This is a genomic window from Galbibacter kalidii, assembly GCF_026241135.1.
Taxonomy (GTDB): domain Bacteria; phylum Bacteroidota; class Bacteroidia; order Flavobacteriales; family Flavobacteriaceae; genus Galbibacter.
The window spans coordinates 178869-195375 of the sequence record NZ_JAPFGA010000004.1; the positions used below are offsets into that span (position 1 = coordinate 178869).

Annotated in this window: 16 protein-coding genes; 7 read left to right on the forward strand and 9 right to left on the reverse strand. The window is 38.3% G+C overall.

Going from position 1 to position 16507, the window contains the following annotated elements; translation table 11 throughout:
• The first annotated feature begins 9 nt into the window (after positions 1-9).
• The 5 genes from OOZ15_RS06230 (at position 10) to OOZ15_RS06250 (ending at position 5218) form a co-directional block, all read left to right on the forward strand.
• The gene (locus tag OOZ15_RS06230; RefSeq protein ID WP_265955084.1) at positions 10-435 is read left to right on the forward strand and encodes an RrF2 family transcriptional regulator; all 426 of its coding nucleotides are present in this window, start codon (positions 10-12) and stop codon (positions 433-435) included.
• A gap of 117 nt (positions 436-552) precedes the next feature.
• Positions 553-1170, forward strand: a complete 618-nt coding sequence (locus OOZ15_RS06235; RefSeq protein ID WP_265955085.1) for a phosphoadenosine phosphosulfate reductase domain-containing protein — start codon at positions 553-555, stop codon at positions 1168-1170.
• Between the two features lie 159 nt (positions 1171-1329).
• Positions 1330-2019, forward strand: coding sequence for an N-acetylmuramoyl-L-alanine amidase (locus OOZ15_RS06240; RefSeq protein ID WP_323053797.1), 690 nt, complete (start codon positions 1330-1332; stop codon positions 2017-2019).
• Between the two features lie 73 nt (positions 2020-2092).
• Entirely contained in the window at positions 2093-3598 is a 1506-nt protein-coding gene (locus OOZ15_RS06245) for a M14 family metallopeptidase (RefSeq protein WP_323053798.1), read from the forward strand.
• A 918-nt stretch (positions 3599-4516) separates the two neighbouring features.
• Entirely contained in the window at positions 4517-5218 is a 702-nt protein-coding gene (locus OOZ15_RS06250) for a formylglycine-generating enzyme family protein (protein WP_265955086.1), read from the forward strand.
• Between the two features lie 69 nt (positions 5219-5287).
• Here the strand turns inward: OOZ15_RS06250 and OOZ15_RS06255 are convergent, their stop codons facing one another.
• Both OOZ15_RS06255 and OOZ15_RS06260 read right to left on the reverse strand, forming a co-directional pair.
• Positions 5288-5503 (reverse strand): hypothetical protein, encoded by a 216-nt coding sequence (locus OOZ15_RS06255; protein WP_265955087.1) that lies wholly within the window; start codon positions 5501-5503, stop codon positions 5288-5290.
• Positions 5504-5774: 271 nt separating this feature from the next.
• Positions 5775-6122, reverse strand: coding sequence for a winged helix-turn-helix transcriptional regulator (locus OOZ15_RS06260; protein ID WP_265955088.1), 348 nt, complete (start codon positions 6120-6122; stop codon positions 5775-5777).
• A gap of 97 nt (positions 6123-6219) precedes the next feature.
• Between OOZ15_RS06260 and OOZ15_RS06265 the strand changes: the two genes are divergently transcribed.
• The gene (locus OOZ15_RS06265) at positions 6220-6645 is read left to right on the forward strand and encodes a DUF6194 family protein (protein ID WP_265955089.1); all 426 of its coding nucleotides are present in this window, start codon (positions 6220-6222) and stop codon (positions 6643-6645) included.
• 222 nt (positions 6646-6867) lie between these two features.
• On the opposite strand, the gene htpG is transcribed toward OOZ15_RS06265, so the two are convergent.
• The 6 genes from htpG to OOZ15_RS06295 all read right to left on the reverse strand — a co-directional run bounded on the left by htpG (position 6868) and on the right by OOZ15_RS06295 (position 14539).
• Positions 6868-8748 (reverse strand): molecular chaperone HtpG, encoded by a 1881-nt coding sequence (gene htpG, locus OOZ15_RS06270; protein ID WP_265955090.1) that lies wholly within the window; start codon positions 8746-8748, stop codon positions 6868-6870.
• A 326-nt stretch (positions 8749-9074) separates the two neighbouring features.
• A complete protein-coding gene (locus OOZ15_RS06275) occupies positions 9075-10652 on the reverse strand; it encodes a PepSY-associated TM helix domain-containing protein (RefSeq protein WP_265955091.1) in 1578 nt (525 codons plus the stop codon).
• Entirely contained in the window at positions 10652-10954 is a 303-nt protein-coding gene (locus OOZ15_RS06280) for a hypothetical protein (protein ID WP_265955092.1), read from the reverse strand. Before OOZ15_RS06280 ends, OOZ15_RS06275 begins: the two co-directional genes overlap by 1 nt.
• On the reverse strand, positions 10954-11283 hold the full coding sequence (locus OOZ15_RS06285) for a hypothetical protein (RefSeq protein ID WP_265955093.1): 330 nt from the start codon (positions 11281-11283) through the stop codon (positions 10954-10956). Before OOZ15_RS06285 ends, OOZ15_RS06280 begins: the two co-directional genes overlap by 1 nt.
• An 87-nt stretch (positions 11284-11370) precedes the next feature.
• Positions 11371-12087, reverse strand: coding sequence for a DUF4198 domain-containing protein (locus OOZ15_RS06290; protein ID WP_265955094.1), 717 nt, complete (start codon positions 12085-12087; stop codon positions 11371-11373).
• Between the two features lie 127 nt (positions 12088-12214).
• On the reverse strand, positions 12215-14539 hold the full coding sequence (locus OOZ15_RS06295) for a TonB-dependent receptor (RefSeq protein WP_265955095.1): 2325 nt from the start codon (positions 14537-14539) through the stop codon (positions 12215-12217).
• Between the two features lie 80 nt (positions 14540-14619).
• On the opposite strand from OOZ15_RS06295, the gene OOZ15_RS06300 reads away from it, so the two are divergent.
• Positions 14620-15606, forward strand: coding sequence for a helix-turn-helix domain-containing protein (locus OOZ15_RS06300; protein ID WP_265955096.1), 987 nt, complete (start codon positions 14620-14622; stop codon positions 15604-15606).
• Here the strand turns inward: OOZ15_RS06300 and kdsA are convergent.
• Positions 15601-16419, reverse strand: a complete 819-nt coding sequence (gene kdsA / locus OOZ15_RS06305; protein ID WP_265955097.1) for a 3-deoxy-8-phosphooctulonate synthase — start codon at positions 16417-16419, stop codon at positions 15601-15603. The two genes, OOZ15_RS06300 and kdsA, sit on opposite strands and share 6 nt — an antisense overlap.
• Positions 16420-16507: the final 88 nt, after the last annotated feature.

The window sequence follows — 16507 nt, forward strand, 5'->3', positions numbered from 1 at the left end:
TAAAAATTTATGCTTTCAAAAAAAACAAAATACGGCTTAAAAGCACTTACTTATATGGCCAAAAAGGAAAGTAGGGACCCAGTGCTGATTTCCAAAATAGCAAAAGACGAAAATATTTCAAAAAAGTTCTTGGAAATCATTTTACTTCAACTGAAAAACAGCGGTTTTTTAGGTTCCAAAAAGGGAAAAGGAGGCGGTTATTATCTAATTAGAGAGCCTGAAGATATTACAATAGCTTCCCTGATCAGAATATTGGAAGGCCCTATAGCCATGCTGCCCTGTGTAAGCCTTAATTTCTACGAAAAATGTGACGATTGTAAGGATGAAGAAACTTGTTCGCTCAGTAAATTAATGATCGAAGTAAGAGACAGCACGTTGAAAATTTTGGAAAACAAGACCCTTGCAGATTTAACACAATCAACACTTTCCGCATAGACTGAGATGTTATATTTTGTAAAAAATCCACTTCAGTTGTAATTTTTTCATTAAAAACCTACTAATTTGGTAGAGTATTAATATATTTGTCCTTCGGATTTAGAAAGATTATGTGTTATGGATTTGAAAAAGATCAATAAAGAATTAAAAGATAAGTCGCCCAAAGAGATTGTTGAGTGGGCGTTGTCACAAGGAGATAAACCAGTAGTAACTACTAATTTCCGTCCTTATGAAGCGGCGATATTGCATGCTGCCGCATCAGAAAAAAAGGACATCCCGGTTGTTTGGTGTGATACGGGATACAATACCAACAAAACATATTTGCACGCAGATAGAGTGATAAAAAACTTGGATCTGAATGTTAAATTGTACGTCCCCAAACAAACTGTGGCCTACAGAAATATGGTCATGGGAATCCCAAATATTGAAGATCCACAGCACAAGGAGTTTACAGCGCAGGTAAAACTGGAACCTTTTAGAAGGGCAATGGCAGAAAACAAACCCGATGTATGGTTTACCAACCTGAGAAAAGGACAAACTGCTTTCAGGGATACCTTGGATATCGTGTCCCGTGGAGAAGATGGTGTGCTGAAGGTGAGTCCGTTTTTTTATTGGACTGATGCAGAATTGGACGTTTACTTGGAAGAACACGGACTTGAAAATGAATTTCAATATTTCGATCCGACCAAAGTACTTGACAACAGAGAGTGCGGCTTGCACTTGAGTGAGAAATAATTAATTGGAGTATCAGAGTATCGACTTTTGTGTAAAACACTACTTCTGATAAATAAAAGACACTTCCCTTTGCTTAATTGTAAGTAAAGGGATTTTTTATGATTTAAATTTGCTGAAAATAAGTAACATATCCCTATTTTTATTGGAAATTTCAGTGTTGTGGCAAATAAAATATATCTAGCTAGTCTCTTGTTATGCATACTTTTGACCGGATGTGCCCCGGCAATTGTTGATGAGCCTATTGTTTTTGATGACGAAAGAAAAGAATTGACCTTAACTTACCTAAACGAACGTTATGGTTTGAATGTGGAAGAACCAACCATAGAACCTAAAATGGTGGTAGTTCATTGGACAGCTATTCCGACTTTTCAAAAATCATTTGATGCCTTTTATGAACCAACCTTACCGGATTCCCGAGAGGCAATTTCGGGAGCGGGAGCCCTGAATGTATCTTCCCAATTCCTGATAGATCGCGACGGTATCATTTATCGCTTAATGCCAGAAACCACGATGGCGAGGCATGTTATCGGTTTGAATCACTGTGCCATTGGGATTGAAAATGTGGGCGGAACGGAAGAAACACCCTTGACCGATGCACAGTTGAAGGCGAATATTAAGCTGATAAAATATTTAGACAAAAAATACGCTATTGATTATGTAATAGGGCATTATGAGTATCGACTCTTTGAAGGACATCGTTTGTGGCTTGAAAAAGACAACGGATACCGCACCGATAAAGTAGATCCCGGAAGGTATTTTATATCGGAAATAAGAAAATCACTTAAACGATTAGACCTGAAGCCCATGCCAGTCAATTCCCTTGGGGCAAGCTCGCAAAGCATTGAATAGAAAAATAAAAACATTTCGCGACGCAAGCCTGCCTGACGGTAGGCAGGCGTTGGAGCATTTTAAATCTCACTTAGTGAGTAAAACCTTAATTATTTTGAAGATGCAATACATTCAGCAAAACATAAAACGAATGAGCCTGATGGCCATGCTGTTGATCAGTATAAGTACACTTTCGGCACAAGATTTTTACAATCGCTTGTACGATACTTATGATGATTACAAAGAAGAAAGTATCACCATAAGACGTTTTACACACAGCAAAATCATGCCACTTGTAGAAGGTTTAAAGTCCGATGATTTTTTTGAAGTAAATAAAGTAGGCGAATCCATAGAGGAGCGGAGCTTGAATTTGATAAGTTTTGGTTCCGGGGACACCGATGTGTTTTTGTGGTCGCAAATGCATGGGGATGAATCCACCGCAACGATGGCGATTTTTGATATCATCAATTTTTTTAAGACAGATGATTTTAAAAAGGAGAAACAGGAAATGTTATCAGAACTTCGGATTCACTTCCTGCCAATGCTGAATCCCGACGGTGCAGAGCGTTTTACACGTCGGAATGCTTTGGGAATCGATGTGAACCGGGATGCCCTGCGGTTACAGTCACCCGAAGGAAAAACCTTAAAGCGGGTAAGAGATAGTCTTGAAGCTGATTTTGGATTCAATCTACACGATCAGAGTACGTATTACAACGCCAATAGAACCCCAAAACCGGCTACTATTTCCTACTTGGCACCTGCCTATAATTATGAAAAGGAGATTAACGAGGTTAGGGAGAATTCCATAAAGCTTATTGCTTATATGAACGACATCCTTCAAAAATATGCTCCCGGACAGGTGGGGAGGTATGACGATACCTTTGAACCGAGGGCTTTTGGAGATAATATCCAAAAATGGGGAACGAGTACGGTGCTTATCGAGTCGGGTGGATATCCTGACGATCCCGAAAAACAGGAGATCAGGAAACTGAATTATGTAACGATTTTATCGGCCGTCCATGCTATTGCTACCGGAGCCTATAAAAATGCGGATAGGGAAGACTACTTTAAAATCCCCGAAAACGACAGGAAATTGTTCGACTTAAAATTAATAGGAGTACAGTATGAACTGCTGGGAAATATCTATACAGTCGACCTCGGGATCAATACCCATCAGGTGCCAGCACATAATGATAAAGGCTACCTTTACAAAGGATCTATAAGTGATATGGGTGATCTTTCCACCTATTACGGTTATAAAAAATTGGATGCATCTACATATACGGTGGTGCCGGCCAAAATTTATCCGAAAACTTTGGAATCTATAAGCAGTATCCAAGAAAAAGGGGTGACGGACTTTTTAAAAGAAGGCTATGCTTTTGTGAAAGTAAAGCAAATCCCGGAAGATAAAAACGATGTGGGAATCCCGATACATGTGATCAGCGGAGATAAAAACACTGAAGTAAAATTTTATGTAGGGGCCAATCCAACATTCTTCCTTAAAAAAGATGGCGAACTCCGCTATTTGGTCATTAACGGATTCTTGGTCTATCTTTCTGCTCCTGAAAATGATTTTGGAAATGCTTTGATTTATAGGTGAAGTCGGGAGACGGAAGTCCGAAGTCAGGAGATTGTCCCCTTGAGGGGACCTTAGGGGTGTAAAATCCCAAGTTTTTGGTTTAATGCCCACGCGACAAGCCGGCCCCTTCGTTAAAAATGTCCACTGGACATTTTCTTTATACTCGGTTCTGCTAAAACAGTCCACCGGACTGTTTCTTTACGCTCAGCCCTCCTTGAGGACAAACAGGGGAGCAAAGTATACTTTGCTGTGAAGTTTGCGAGCGTAGCTCATAGGGGTGTTTTTACGTTAGTTAACGTATATTTTTACGTCACCCAACGTAAAAATTTAGGTAAACAACCAATTCTGTCCCAAATAAATTTTTATCTGTTCATTTTTTTATTCACTTCTCTATTTATTGTTTTTATTAGGTGTTCATGATTGCTGTGCAATTCATTGATGAAAAAACGAACCAAAAAAATCTAGGCTGACGATAAAAACATAAGAAAATACTACGGAATCCCCAGCCACAGATAAAAATAACTCATTCCGCCTTGGGGCGGAACTCAAACAGATTTTTATCTTTAACCCACCGCTGCTTCCTTGATTTTCAATATTTTTATCGTAGGCCGGAACCAAACCACAAACGTTGAAATTTCATCAAAACCTCAGCAAATTCAGTATGTTTAAAAAATTCAATAAAAGCGTTTTGGATGCTATTAGTAAACAGCCTAAACGGACTACCCCAACAACGTATTAGGACCACCATAATAAGCCGTCGGTTCGTTTTTTCACCCAAACAGAACAGTTTTTTGGCTAAGAGCTTCTTGAATATGCCTAAAGAAAAAGATTATATTTGATAAGAGAAATAAATGTCATTACGTTTATCCAACCGATTTTAGAGGCGTAAATGCCATTAATGGAGGTTATATTTAAGTTAGCTGTTATTTAAAAACAACCGTGGAAACAACAAAGAAAAATATAGACAAAGAATTAATTGATGAGTTGTTTGTCCCAATCCCGACAGGAACTGTTGAAATGAGAGATGACCGAACAAAGGAAATCTGGTTGGCTGATATAGACTCATTCGAATTATCGAAATTTCCAATTACACAGGAAATATATAAAGCATTGACCAACAAAAACCCTTCGACATTCAAAGGTGATAGATTACCTGTTGAGACAGTTTCTTGGATTGATGCAGTGAGCTTTTGTAATAAGTTATCTGAGTCTTTAGGAAAAACCCAATGCTATTCCATTGACCTCGAAATAAAGGAAATAACATTTGATTCGAAAGCAAATGGGTTTCGACTACCAACTGAAGCAGAATGGCAATACGCTTGTCAAGCCGGTACAAAAAATATTAGATATGGAGAGTTAAATGATATTGCTTGGTACAAGGGCAACTCTAATAATCAACCGCAAGATGTTGGGCAAAAGAAACCTAACGAATGGGGACTTTATGATATGCTAGGAAATGTTTGGGAATGGTGTACGGACATTTATGACAAAACCATTTACGGGGAATATCGGGTTTTCCGTGGTGGTGGTTGGTGCGACCAGGAAAGGAGTGTAATGGCGACAACTCGAAGAAGAAGCCACCCTTTCTCATTTAAAATAGACGATTTGGGATTCAGAATTGCAACGAACTCGAAGAAATAAAAAACCAACAACTAACAAAACCTATAAGCAATAGCGCCCTACGGAACACTATTGCTCATAGCCAAACCGTTAGTAAACATTTTGATTCCGTATCCTATTAACAATTTCTTCATCAGTCTGATAATCAACTGACCTTACATCATCACCAATAATTGCATCCTGTCTACCTAAATTATACGCTCGCAATAGTAATGGATTTGGATTCCACATTCTTGTTCTACCATCTAATTCGTCATTAAACCCACACATATAAGTATCCAATAATATTTTGTCTTGTTCGTTCATAATTTAAAACTTTTGCTAACAAGGTATCCTATGAAAAGCACTAGCCTAGTTCTTCAAAGTTAATATTTTAATTTTTTATCCATATCATCATCTTGTTTTTAAACGTGTTGATTTATGGATAAAGCTCGGTTCGTCTATAAATCAATATTTATATAACTTGCTCGACATCCTATGTGTGATCCCTCTGCTAGCGCGAGCTAATTATAAGTTTATATAAAGTAAGGTACGAGCAAGATGCTAGAGCCACATCACAGCTCATGGCTGCCCCCCGTTAGCGGTTATTTGAAGAATTTAACAATGGCATATTATTAATGGCCCAAGTTTGGATTTCTTTGATTACAGGCTGCAATGACATACCTTTTTTTGTTAGTGAATATTCTACAGTCGGAGGAACAGTAGGATAAGCTTTCCTTAGTACGATTTCTCTCGATTCAAGTTCTTTAAGCGTTTTAACTAACATTCTTGTATTAATACCTTCAATTTTTCTTTCTAGTTCTTTAAATCTCAATTTACCAGCCATAAGGTTATTGATAATAATCATTGTCCACTTACCTGAAAGTAAATCCATCGCTTCTTGGAATGGACAATCTGAAGTTTTATTTTCTTGTTTAGAGCTCATAATATCTAATTACTTTACTTTTGGTAACTATATGCCATTTTGGTAACTACTTGTAAAAATACACCAAGTTTCTGAAATTTGTAAAAAATAATTATTTATGACAATTGATGAAATTAAATCCTACCTTCTCCAAAATTTTGATGATTTAAATATTGTGAAAGCTAAAGATGATTTGTTTTTTATGCATCAGGATAACGGCAAACTTCCATTTGTTACCTTGATAACCAAGGATAATGAATATGATTCGGTATCTAATCTTGACCGTGAAGGTTTCTACCGTCTAAATTTCTGTATGGACAAAGAAGCTTTTAAATCGAAGTTTGGAAATCTAACAAATAAAAAAGGAATTGAAGCATATATGAACGTGGGAATCGATTTTACAAAAGAGGACACATTATTGCCTCATCCTACATATGGCTCAATGAACTGGGTTTGTGTTGTCAATCCTTCTAAAAAGACCTTTGAGACTATAAAAAAAGACCTTGAATCTTCATTTAAGATTTTAAAAAGAAATAAAAGTTAAACGAATACGAAAACAACCACTAATCGAGTAGGCATCTCCCACTAGCGCGAGTAATTAATAGCTTATAAAGTAAGGTACGAGCAAGATGCCTGTCTGCCGATAGGCAGGCTCGCACCAGCATGCGAAAGTTTGAATAAAAAGAGGCTGTCTAAAAAACAATCTTTTTTAGACAACCTCCTTCCTTCTGATTTAGAATTTTTATTTTAACCGAATGCTTCCGGTTTATTTGATCATATCGTAGCTGCGCTTTACGAAATTCGTTAGTTCTTCACCTTTTAACAAGCCTTGTGACAAACGCGCCAGATCGAGTGACTGTTTGATAAGTCGCTCTTGTTTTGGCTTTGTTTTGGTATTCACTATCTGATTGACCAATTCATGGTTGGTGTTGATGACCAAATTGTACATCTCGGGCATATTGCCCATCCCCATCATACCGCCACCGGTAGCACTCATCTCTTTCATTCGTCGCATGAATTCCGGTTGTGTGATGGTAAAGGGTGACACGTTGCTGTCCAATGCCTCCAATTGCACGGTAAATTTCTCCTTCGGAACTACTTCATCCAAAACGGTTTGCAGCTTTTCTTTTTCTTCATCAGAAAGTTTAGAGATTTTTTCTTCATCTTTTTTGATGAGGTTGTCAATAGAATCAGCGTCCACACGGGCAAATGAAATGTTTTCTTTGCTGGTTTCCAATTTCTGGATCAAGTGGGAAACGATAGGAGAGTCCAGCAACAATACTTCATAACCGCGCTCTTTGGCTTCATTGATATAGGTGTGTTGTGCATCCTTATCACTGGCGTATAGCACAACGAGTTTGTCGTCTTTATCGGTTTGTGCGTCTTTGATCTTTTCCTGCAATTCTTCAAAAGTGTAATAGGTTCTGCCTACGCTAGGGTAGAGGGCAAAAGCATCAGCTTTTTCAAAGAATTTATCTTCAGACAACATTCCGTATTCGATCACGATCTTGATGTCGTTCCATTTCTTTTCAAAATCCTCACGGTTTTCGTTAAAGAGGGATTTGAGCTTATCGGCCACTTTTCGGGTGATGTAACTCGAAATTTTCTTCACATTACCATCAGCTTGCAAATACGATCTGGAAACGTTCAACGGAATATCCGGAGAATCGATAACTCCTCTTAACATAGTTAAGAATTCAGGAACGATACCTTCTACATTATCGGTGACGAACACCTGATTTTGATAAAGCTGAATTCGGTCTTTTTGAATATTCAGGTCGTTGGTTAATTTTGGGAAATACAAAATTCCGGTCAGGTTGAACGGGTAATCCACATTCAGGTGGATATGGAACAAAGGTTCTTCGAATTGCATGGGGTACAATTCGCGATAGAAATTTTTATAATCCTCTTCTTTAAGATCAGTCGGTTGTTTGGTCCACGCCGGATCCGGATTGTTTATAATATTGTCGACCGTGATCTTTTCTTCTTTCTCATCTTCACCTTCCCCGGTCTTTTTTGTTTCTTCCCTAGTTCCGAATTTGATCGGGATAGGCATGAACTTGTTGTACTTGGTCAACAGTTCAGTAATTTTTCCATCCTCAAGGAATTCCAAAGAGTCTTCGTTGATGTGGAGGATGATCTCCGTACCTCGATCTTTTTTATCGGCTTCTTCAAGCGAATATTTCGGCGATCCGTCACACTCCCAATGTGCAGCGGGTCCGTCTTTAAAAGATTTTGTGATGATCTCCACCTTGTCGGCTACCATAAATGCGGAGTAAAAACCGAGTCCGAAATGACCAATAATACCGCTGTCTTTGCCGGAATCCTTATATTTTTCAAGGAATTCCTCAGCACCGGAGAAGGCAACTTCGTTGATATATTTCTGAACCTCATCGGCTGTCATACCAATTCCCTGATCGATAATGTGAAGCTTTTTAGCCTCTTTATCGACCTTTACTTCAATAAAAGGGTTTCCATATTCAACACCCGGAGCCTCCCCGATATTGGTCAGGTGTTTTAGTTTTAGGGTGGCGTCTGTGGCATTAGATATAAGTTCTCTTAAAAATATTTCGTGATCGCTGTATAAAAACTTTTTGATCAGCGGAAAGATGTTCTCTACGGATACATTAATATTTCCGGTTGTCATATATATAATTTTTTTGTTATTATAATTCTTGGTATTGCAATGGCAAAAAAAATACCAATTCAGAGGTTGTGACAAGATGACAGCTATGTTTGTGTATCATTTTCTTTTGATAGAGATGTTGTTGAAGAGTAAATAAAAACTTATTTTATCCTTAAATTCTTACATTTTAACAAAATTTTTCGTTCAATTTACTTTTTTAATAATAAAATATTTCCTAACTTGGTGGAGAAGTTGATGGGAAAATGCTATGAAAAAGCAGCTTCCTTGAAAAAAGAAATTGATTTTGTTTATTTATTGGTTAGGTTGTTGTAGAAAGCGCACATTTTTTAATGTTGTGCTTTCTCAATTTTTAGGGGTTTCTGATTTGGTTTTTTCTTCAATTTAAAAGTAACCCATAAAGTGATCAAAGCGAGTACAATCCAGAACACATCGATAAAAAAGGATTGAAAATGTCCGTTTGCGTAGGCTTTCCAAAACCAATTTCCGGTTGTTATTCCGTTGCTTACAGGAATCAGTAAACCAAGGATACTTCCTGAAAGCAGGCAGTATTTATTGGTAAAGAAATGATTCTTTTTGATGATAAAAAACACGGAGAGGAGCAACCATCCAATGAAATAAAAATTGTAGAGGAACGATTGTCCTGCCGGATGAAAAACCTTGACAGCAATAAACGTAAGTGCTGTAATAGGGTACATGCTTAAACAAACCGAAAGGTAAATGTTGACCAAGGCGCTGTTGAAACGTCTCTTCTTTTCCGGAACATTTTTTTTGTCTCTTGCCACCAGCCAGATCAATACCCCAGAGATGATGACAAAACAGGAGACAATCCCCAAAACAAAACTGATGAGCCTCAATGCAAAACCCCCATAATCCCCATAATGTAGGCGGTACATCACATTTCTTACTCCATTGAGATAAGATGGATTGGTAGGGTCTTTTTGTGCTATGATCTCTCCTGTTGAAGCTTGATAAACGGTTTTACCAAGGTCATTATATACTTTTTTGTCATCGAGTTCGCCTTCAACAGAAACCCGCATATTGCTATCTCCGTAGTTGAAAATATGTACGTGGGAAATTTGAAAATCTTCCCATTGGTCTTTGGTTTTATCGATAAAGCCTTCAATAGACGGAATTTCATTCAGTTTTTCATAACCCAGGGCAACAGGTTTGTCGGCCAATTCAAGGTCTTCATACATTTTTTGCTGATCTCCGTCATATAAAAGCATGATGTTGGGAGCAGCTACGAGGGCAGTCAGCATAAAAAGCGAACCGGTAACAGCATAGACAAACTGAAACGGCAGACCAATTACTCCTAAAGCCGTGTGCGCATCAGTCCAGATGGTTTTGAGCTTGGCCTTTGGCCTGAAAGTATAAAAGTTGGATACGATTTTATTCCAATGCACTAATATCCCGGTAATAATGGCAAATAGAAAAAAGAGAGCGACAAAACCGGAGAGGTAATAGCCAATGGGGTATTTTATCTGTGCGAAAAAGTGCAGGCGATACAAAAATTCGCCCAAGGTATATGATTCCAGATAATTGTAGGTGTCATATGTTTTGGTGTCCATGTAGAAAAATGCGCCAACTTTGTCTTTATCAGCTGTCAGGGAGTCTTTGGAAGCTCCGAGATTGACACTCACCCTTCTTTCGTTGTAGTGGCTGGCGATTTCGATATCCCTTCCATAGAGTTGATAGGTGTTTTGAAGCGAATCTATAACCAAATCTATGTTGGCAGTAATACCTTGATAGTTGGGCGCAACAGCTTCGTTTTTTTGCCAATTGGCAATTTCATCCCTGAAAAAGGCAAAAGATCCTGTAAAAAAGATAATATAAAGAGCAGCACTGATGACAATCCCGCTTATGGTGTGTGTATTAAAAAGGATGTTGTATTGGCGCTTGTTCATTAGGATTCGATTATAGGATTGTACATTTTACCAAAATAGAAAGCAGCGTAAAAGAGTAGGGTAAGCAAAAGATAGATCCCCCAGACCTTCCATCCGTTTTTGCCCAAAAAAGCCAAGATCATAAAAACGACCCATAGGATAAACCCTGAATATGTTAAGGTCATCATCACATTGGCATGGTCAAGCCAAGTGGCCAATGCCAAATGTAAAGTGATGGTCACGAGATAACCGCCGAGGATTCCGGCAGATACTTTGGCAAACCGTTGCCATGGAGAGGATAAGTGTTTTTTGTTTGCAGGCATTATAGAATGAAAATTTCAGTAGTTAACAGACATAAAAAGACAATCAAAAGGGTTTTGTAGCTGAAAAGCTTTAATGGACTCAGTAATACAATCAAACTTCCTAAGGTCATGAGGATAATAAACCAGAAAAACAGTCCCGAGGCAAAGCCTTGATCCAAAATGATCAATACAGCAGCCAGACAAAGAAGGAAGATTCCGATAGGCTTTAAGAATTTACCTTTTTGCTGTAACCACAGGTCGAGTGGAGCCTTGTTTAGGACCGCACGTTTGGAGGTGCTGTACAAAGCGTAGAATCCGGTAAAAATCAATAAAGTAATAATCGAGATCATTTTAGTGGCTTTTTATAACAGGTACAACCCTGAAGGAAATTCAGAGTTGTACTGCCAATTCAAACTTCAATTTATACAATAGTTGGTTTAGGGCATGCAATATGTGGCGCAATGCCATATAAATTCATAATCATCTCCCTTATAAGTACCGGGAACTTCTTCTTTATAAGTTGTTTCTACAATATATTTGGTGTCCCAAGGTTGTTTGAATGAAAGATAGCCGTTTTCATCGGTTTCCAGTTTTTTAGACCATAGGTCGGCCACATAAATGGCAACTTCATTTTTTGACAATGGCTTGTTTTTATACAACACTTGTAGCTTTACTTCTTCATCTTCTGTTGAAATACGTTTAACGGTAAGTCCGTTTTCGTTTTGTGCAGCAGTATCGTTTTTTACATTGCCCACATGGACATTGGCCATGGCGTGGTAATGCGTTTTGAAAATACCAAAATCGTATTGGGTATAATCAATCACATCAATCTCGTTATTATTCAGAAGAACAGTATAAGTCCCTTCTTCTTCAGGAGTAAAAACAGCTTTGTAATAGGTCTTTTCTGCTGTGGTTTGCAGGACTGTTTTTTCCCCGGAAGGGCTTACAACCCACACGGTAAATTTACTGACCTTGGGAAAGGCTTCGCCTTCCACTTCCTCGATAACGCCATAGGTATATTCTCCATAATGGACTTTAATTTCTTGTCCGTTACCTACACTTCCCGTTGGGTTGGTTTCTATCCAAAGGTAATGCGCAAAAGAGGGTGCTATGGCAAAGCACATCATTACGATAGTTAAAATAGTTTTTTTCATTTTTGTCTTTTTTATGTTAGCAAAGCAACCATTTATTAAATATTGTCAGTCTGAGCCTGCCTACCGTCAGGCAGGCTTGTCGAAGACTTGTTTTACTTCCCTTCGACAGGCTCAGGGTGACAGTGAATTAAAATCTATAGGCTACTGTAATCCTTCCGTTGATTCCCGGTTCAGCCTGCCAGTATACATACGAACCGTATGAAGCACCTGAATACAAATATTCATCTAATATGTTGTTGATATTGAGGTTTACATTGAAATGATCGCTATGCCAGTTTAAACCTCCATCTAACCTAAAATAATTTGGTAGAAGGGCTTCATTTTCAGCTCCCCAACTCCATGATGCTCTGTCTACTTGGTACTGGTATCCTAATGATACTCCAAAACCGTGTAGGGCAGATTCGTTATTAAAATTATAGTTTAACCAACCGTTAGTCATATGTTTGGCGTGTCCGGCAATACGTGTTCCATCAAGATCCTCTACATTAGTGTTGGCATAATTTAAAATAACATTCAACTCCGGAGTAATTTCTCCCTGCACATCAAACTCAAATCCTTTTGATTGTACTTCACCGATCTGGATTGAAAAGTTTGGATTTTCGGGATCAGCTACCAATAGATTTTGTTTAGTAATTTGATATGCTGTTAAGCTTGTATTCAATCTTCCGTCGAACCATTGTTTCTTTATTCCTCCTTCTATATCTTTTGCTTCAACGGGATCAAATTTCTGCCCGGTAGCACTTGCTCCATAATTAGGGGTAAATGATTGATCATACAAACCATAAACCGTTAAACTTGGCAAAACATCAAAGCTCAACCCAAAACGAGGGGTGAATTTAGAATCATCACTAGTGTTTCCATATGCAAATATCTCTGCGTCTGTATATCGTGCAGCCAATGTTAATCTTAATCGATCATTAAACATCCAAAGCTCATCCTGAGCATAGAAAGCATTATATTTCATCCCTTGATGGTTGCCTTCGCCTCTTATTTTTACCGATTGTGACCTGTCGAATTCCGGGAATACTACATTACCATATTCCGGATTGAATATGTTAAAAGGCTCCTCAACATCAACAAGCCCTGTTTGGTTCCAATCTGCATAATAGCTCAAATCACGAAAATCAAAACCTCCCATTACACGGTGTTTTATTGGGCCGGTATTAAATTCACCATCCACATAAATTTGTCCTAACTGATTTGTGTTTAGTGCATCAAAAGCATATAACCTTCTGTATACATCTCCGTTGGGTTCTACGGCATCTGGCCACAAATCGCCACCTTCAACCTGATCATATCTCATATAGGTGTGCTGAGCTACTACAGACCATTTATCGTTGAATTTATGGGTGATGTTGGTAGTAAGGTTCAATTCTTCAATATTTGTTTTGGGCATATTGGGATCCAAACCACTAAAGTTCCTGTCTAAGCTGGCAAATCCGGCATCAGCGGGAGCAAAAACATAAGCCGCACCTAAAATTTGATCAGCTCTATGATAAGCAAACTCTGTAATTACCGATGTTTTGTCTGATATTTCATATTTTAACGATGGAACAATACTATATCTGCTGCTTTCATCATAATCCCTGTGGGATTCTGCCGTTTGGTACATGGCATTAAAGCGATATTGCAATTTTCCATTTGATGTTAAAGCGCCACCAGAATCAAAAGCAGCCCTATAACTGTTGAAACTCCCGGCTGTAAATGATATTTTGTTGATGCTCTCTTTGGTAGGCTTTTTGGTAACAACATTATAAAAACCACCCGGTTCTCCGGCAGAAAGCATAAATCCGGCAGGTCCTTTTACAAATTCGATCTGTTCTACCATGTTCATATCTTCTGATAATGGCCCCCATGGCATTTCGACATTCATACCATTTCTAAAGGCAGGTAGTTTAAATCCACGCATGTTGACACGGGCAAATGTTCCCCAGTGCTCAATCATCATGGCTCCACTCACATTTCGGGTTACACTCTCCATCATATTAATGATGTTCTGGTTCTCCAAAACTTCATTACTGATAATCTGAATGTTTTGAGGAAGTTTTACTACCTCAGTCTTCAAACGTAGTGAAGGTGAAGGTTTTTTTACCACAAAATCGTTGAGCCCGTTACCATTTACAACTACTTCATCCAGCTCTTCAGTATTTTCTTTTAGTGTGATGTTGTCAATTTGTGTGTTTTGGTCAGCTATAACTGTTACTTTGGATTCAGATTGAAGAAAACCAACACTGCTAACCACTATAGTGTATTTTCCTTCGGGGATATTATTCAGTTTGAAAAGCCCGTTTTCATCGGCTTGCGAACCTTTTTGGGTGTTTTTAAGCATTATTGTGGCCATTGACACAACCTCTCCATCTTCTGCAATTACTTTTCCTGTAATGCTACCTTCCTGGGCAAAAGTTGATGCACTTAGGAAAATAACAGATAGAATGAGTATTATCTTTTTCATTTCAAAATAGTTATTTATATTTGGTCTAAATAAATTGAGGGGCAAATTTAGTAAAGGAAGTGTACTATTAGTGACGCGATATGGATAAAAAAAGACGCGATTTTATTAATTGTGAATTAATCAATCTAGCGAAGTATAAACAGGATTTTAAAGATGCAATCGCATTTGAGGTCAAGTCAGTAGACGGTAGTGGAGTGCAATATTCAGAATATCAGTTAGATCCAAAATACGGTAAAGGGACTATCCACTATACAGAATTTGATGAGGTTGCTGTTTATACCTGCAATATAGAGTTGAAAAGGGATTTGGTTTTTTATGACGAAGTGTGTTGTGATTTGGTGCAGATGTCTTTTATGATCGACGGAGAAAAGATTATTTCATTAAACGGAATGAACGATGTATTGAATGAAAATCAGGAATGTTATGCAGTAAAAAGCTCAGTATTTAAAGGTTATACTAGGCTTACCGGAGAAAAGCCATTTCGGGAAATATTGGTTTTTTTACCTTTTTCTTATTTAAAACGGCGTGGGTTTGAAGATTTGAGTCCGTTTAAGTCTTTTACCGACAAACATTTGGTGCAATCCATGTCCAACGATATCCTTTCCATCTTGATGAGCATTCAGGAGACAAAACTGACAGGGATGTGTAAAAGGTTGTTTGTAGAGGCCAAAATTTTAGAATTACTGGCGCTTCAGATCACCAATTATAAAAACGGAAACCTACACAAAATCGGCTCTACACAGGACAAAATCCTGAAAAAACTCTACATGGCAAAACAACTGATGGCCGATAACCTGAATGGGAACTATTCCATAAAAGAATTGTCGAGGGAATTGGCATTGAATGAATATATATTAAAAAAGGAGTTCAAACGTGTTTTTGGTTGTTCTATCAACGAATTTTATTCCACCGAAAAAATGAACAAAGCAGGAGAGTTACTCAAAGGGACCCAGCTACCTATTTATGAGATTGCCGAAGAGATAGGATATAAAAATGCCACACATTTCAGTGCGGCATTTAAACGTTTTTATGGTAAAACTCCTAAAAAGTATCGTACTGCTTTATAGGCTGTTCACTGTTTTTTGAATGGCAACAAGATCGGTTAGTAGCTTTTCCAAATGATCGAGGTGAAGCATATTGGCGCCATCACTTTTTGCATTGGCCGGATCAAAATGTGTTTCCATGAAAAGTCCGTCTATCCCCGCAGCAACACCAGCTTTGGCAATCGTACCTATCATTCTCGGTCTTCCTCCTGTGACACCACTACTTTGGTTGGGTTGTTGAAGCGAGTGCGTGACATCCAACACAACCGGCGCATATTGTTTCATGGTCGGAATACCTCTAAAATCAACCACCATATCCTGATAACCGAACATGGTACCACGATCAGTAATTATCACTTCGTCATTACCGGAATCCAGTACTTTCTGTACGGCATGTTTCATGGCCTCTGGGCTCATAAACTGACCTTTCTTTAAATTCACGGTCTTTCCGGTTTTGGCAGCGGCTACCACCAAATCGGTTTGGCGTACCAAAAAGGCAGGTATTTGTAGTATATCAACATATTCAGCAGCCATAGTGGCATCTTCTTCCTTGTGGATATCGGTAATGGTAGGCACATGAAAAGTTTCAGAAACCTTGCGGAGTATCTTCAGGGCTTTTTCGTCGCCTATACCGGTAAAAGAATCGATACGACTGCGATTCGCTTTTTTAAAACTGCCTTTGAAAACGTAAGGAATTTTAAGCTTGTCGGTTATACTGACGACCTTTTCAGCTATGCGAAGCGCCATGTCTTCACCTTCAATGGCACACGGACCGGACAACAGGAAAAAATTATCGCTATCAGTGTGTTTTATTTGTGGGATGTTATTTAAATCCATCTTTTATTTTGATTTAGGATGCAAAGATACGGAAACGATGTTTTATTCCCGCGAAGGCGGAAATCCGTTTTTTTAAGACCTGACAGTT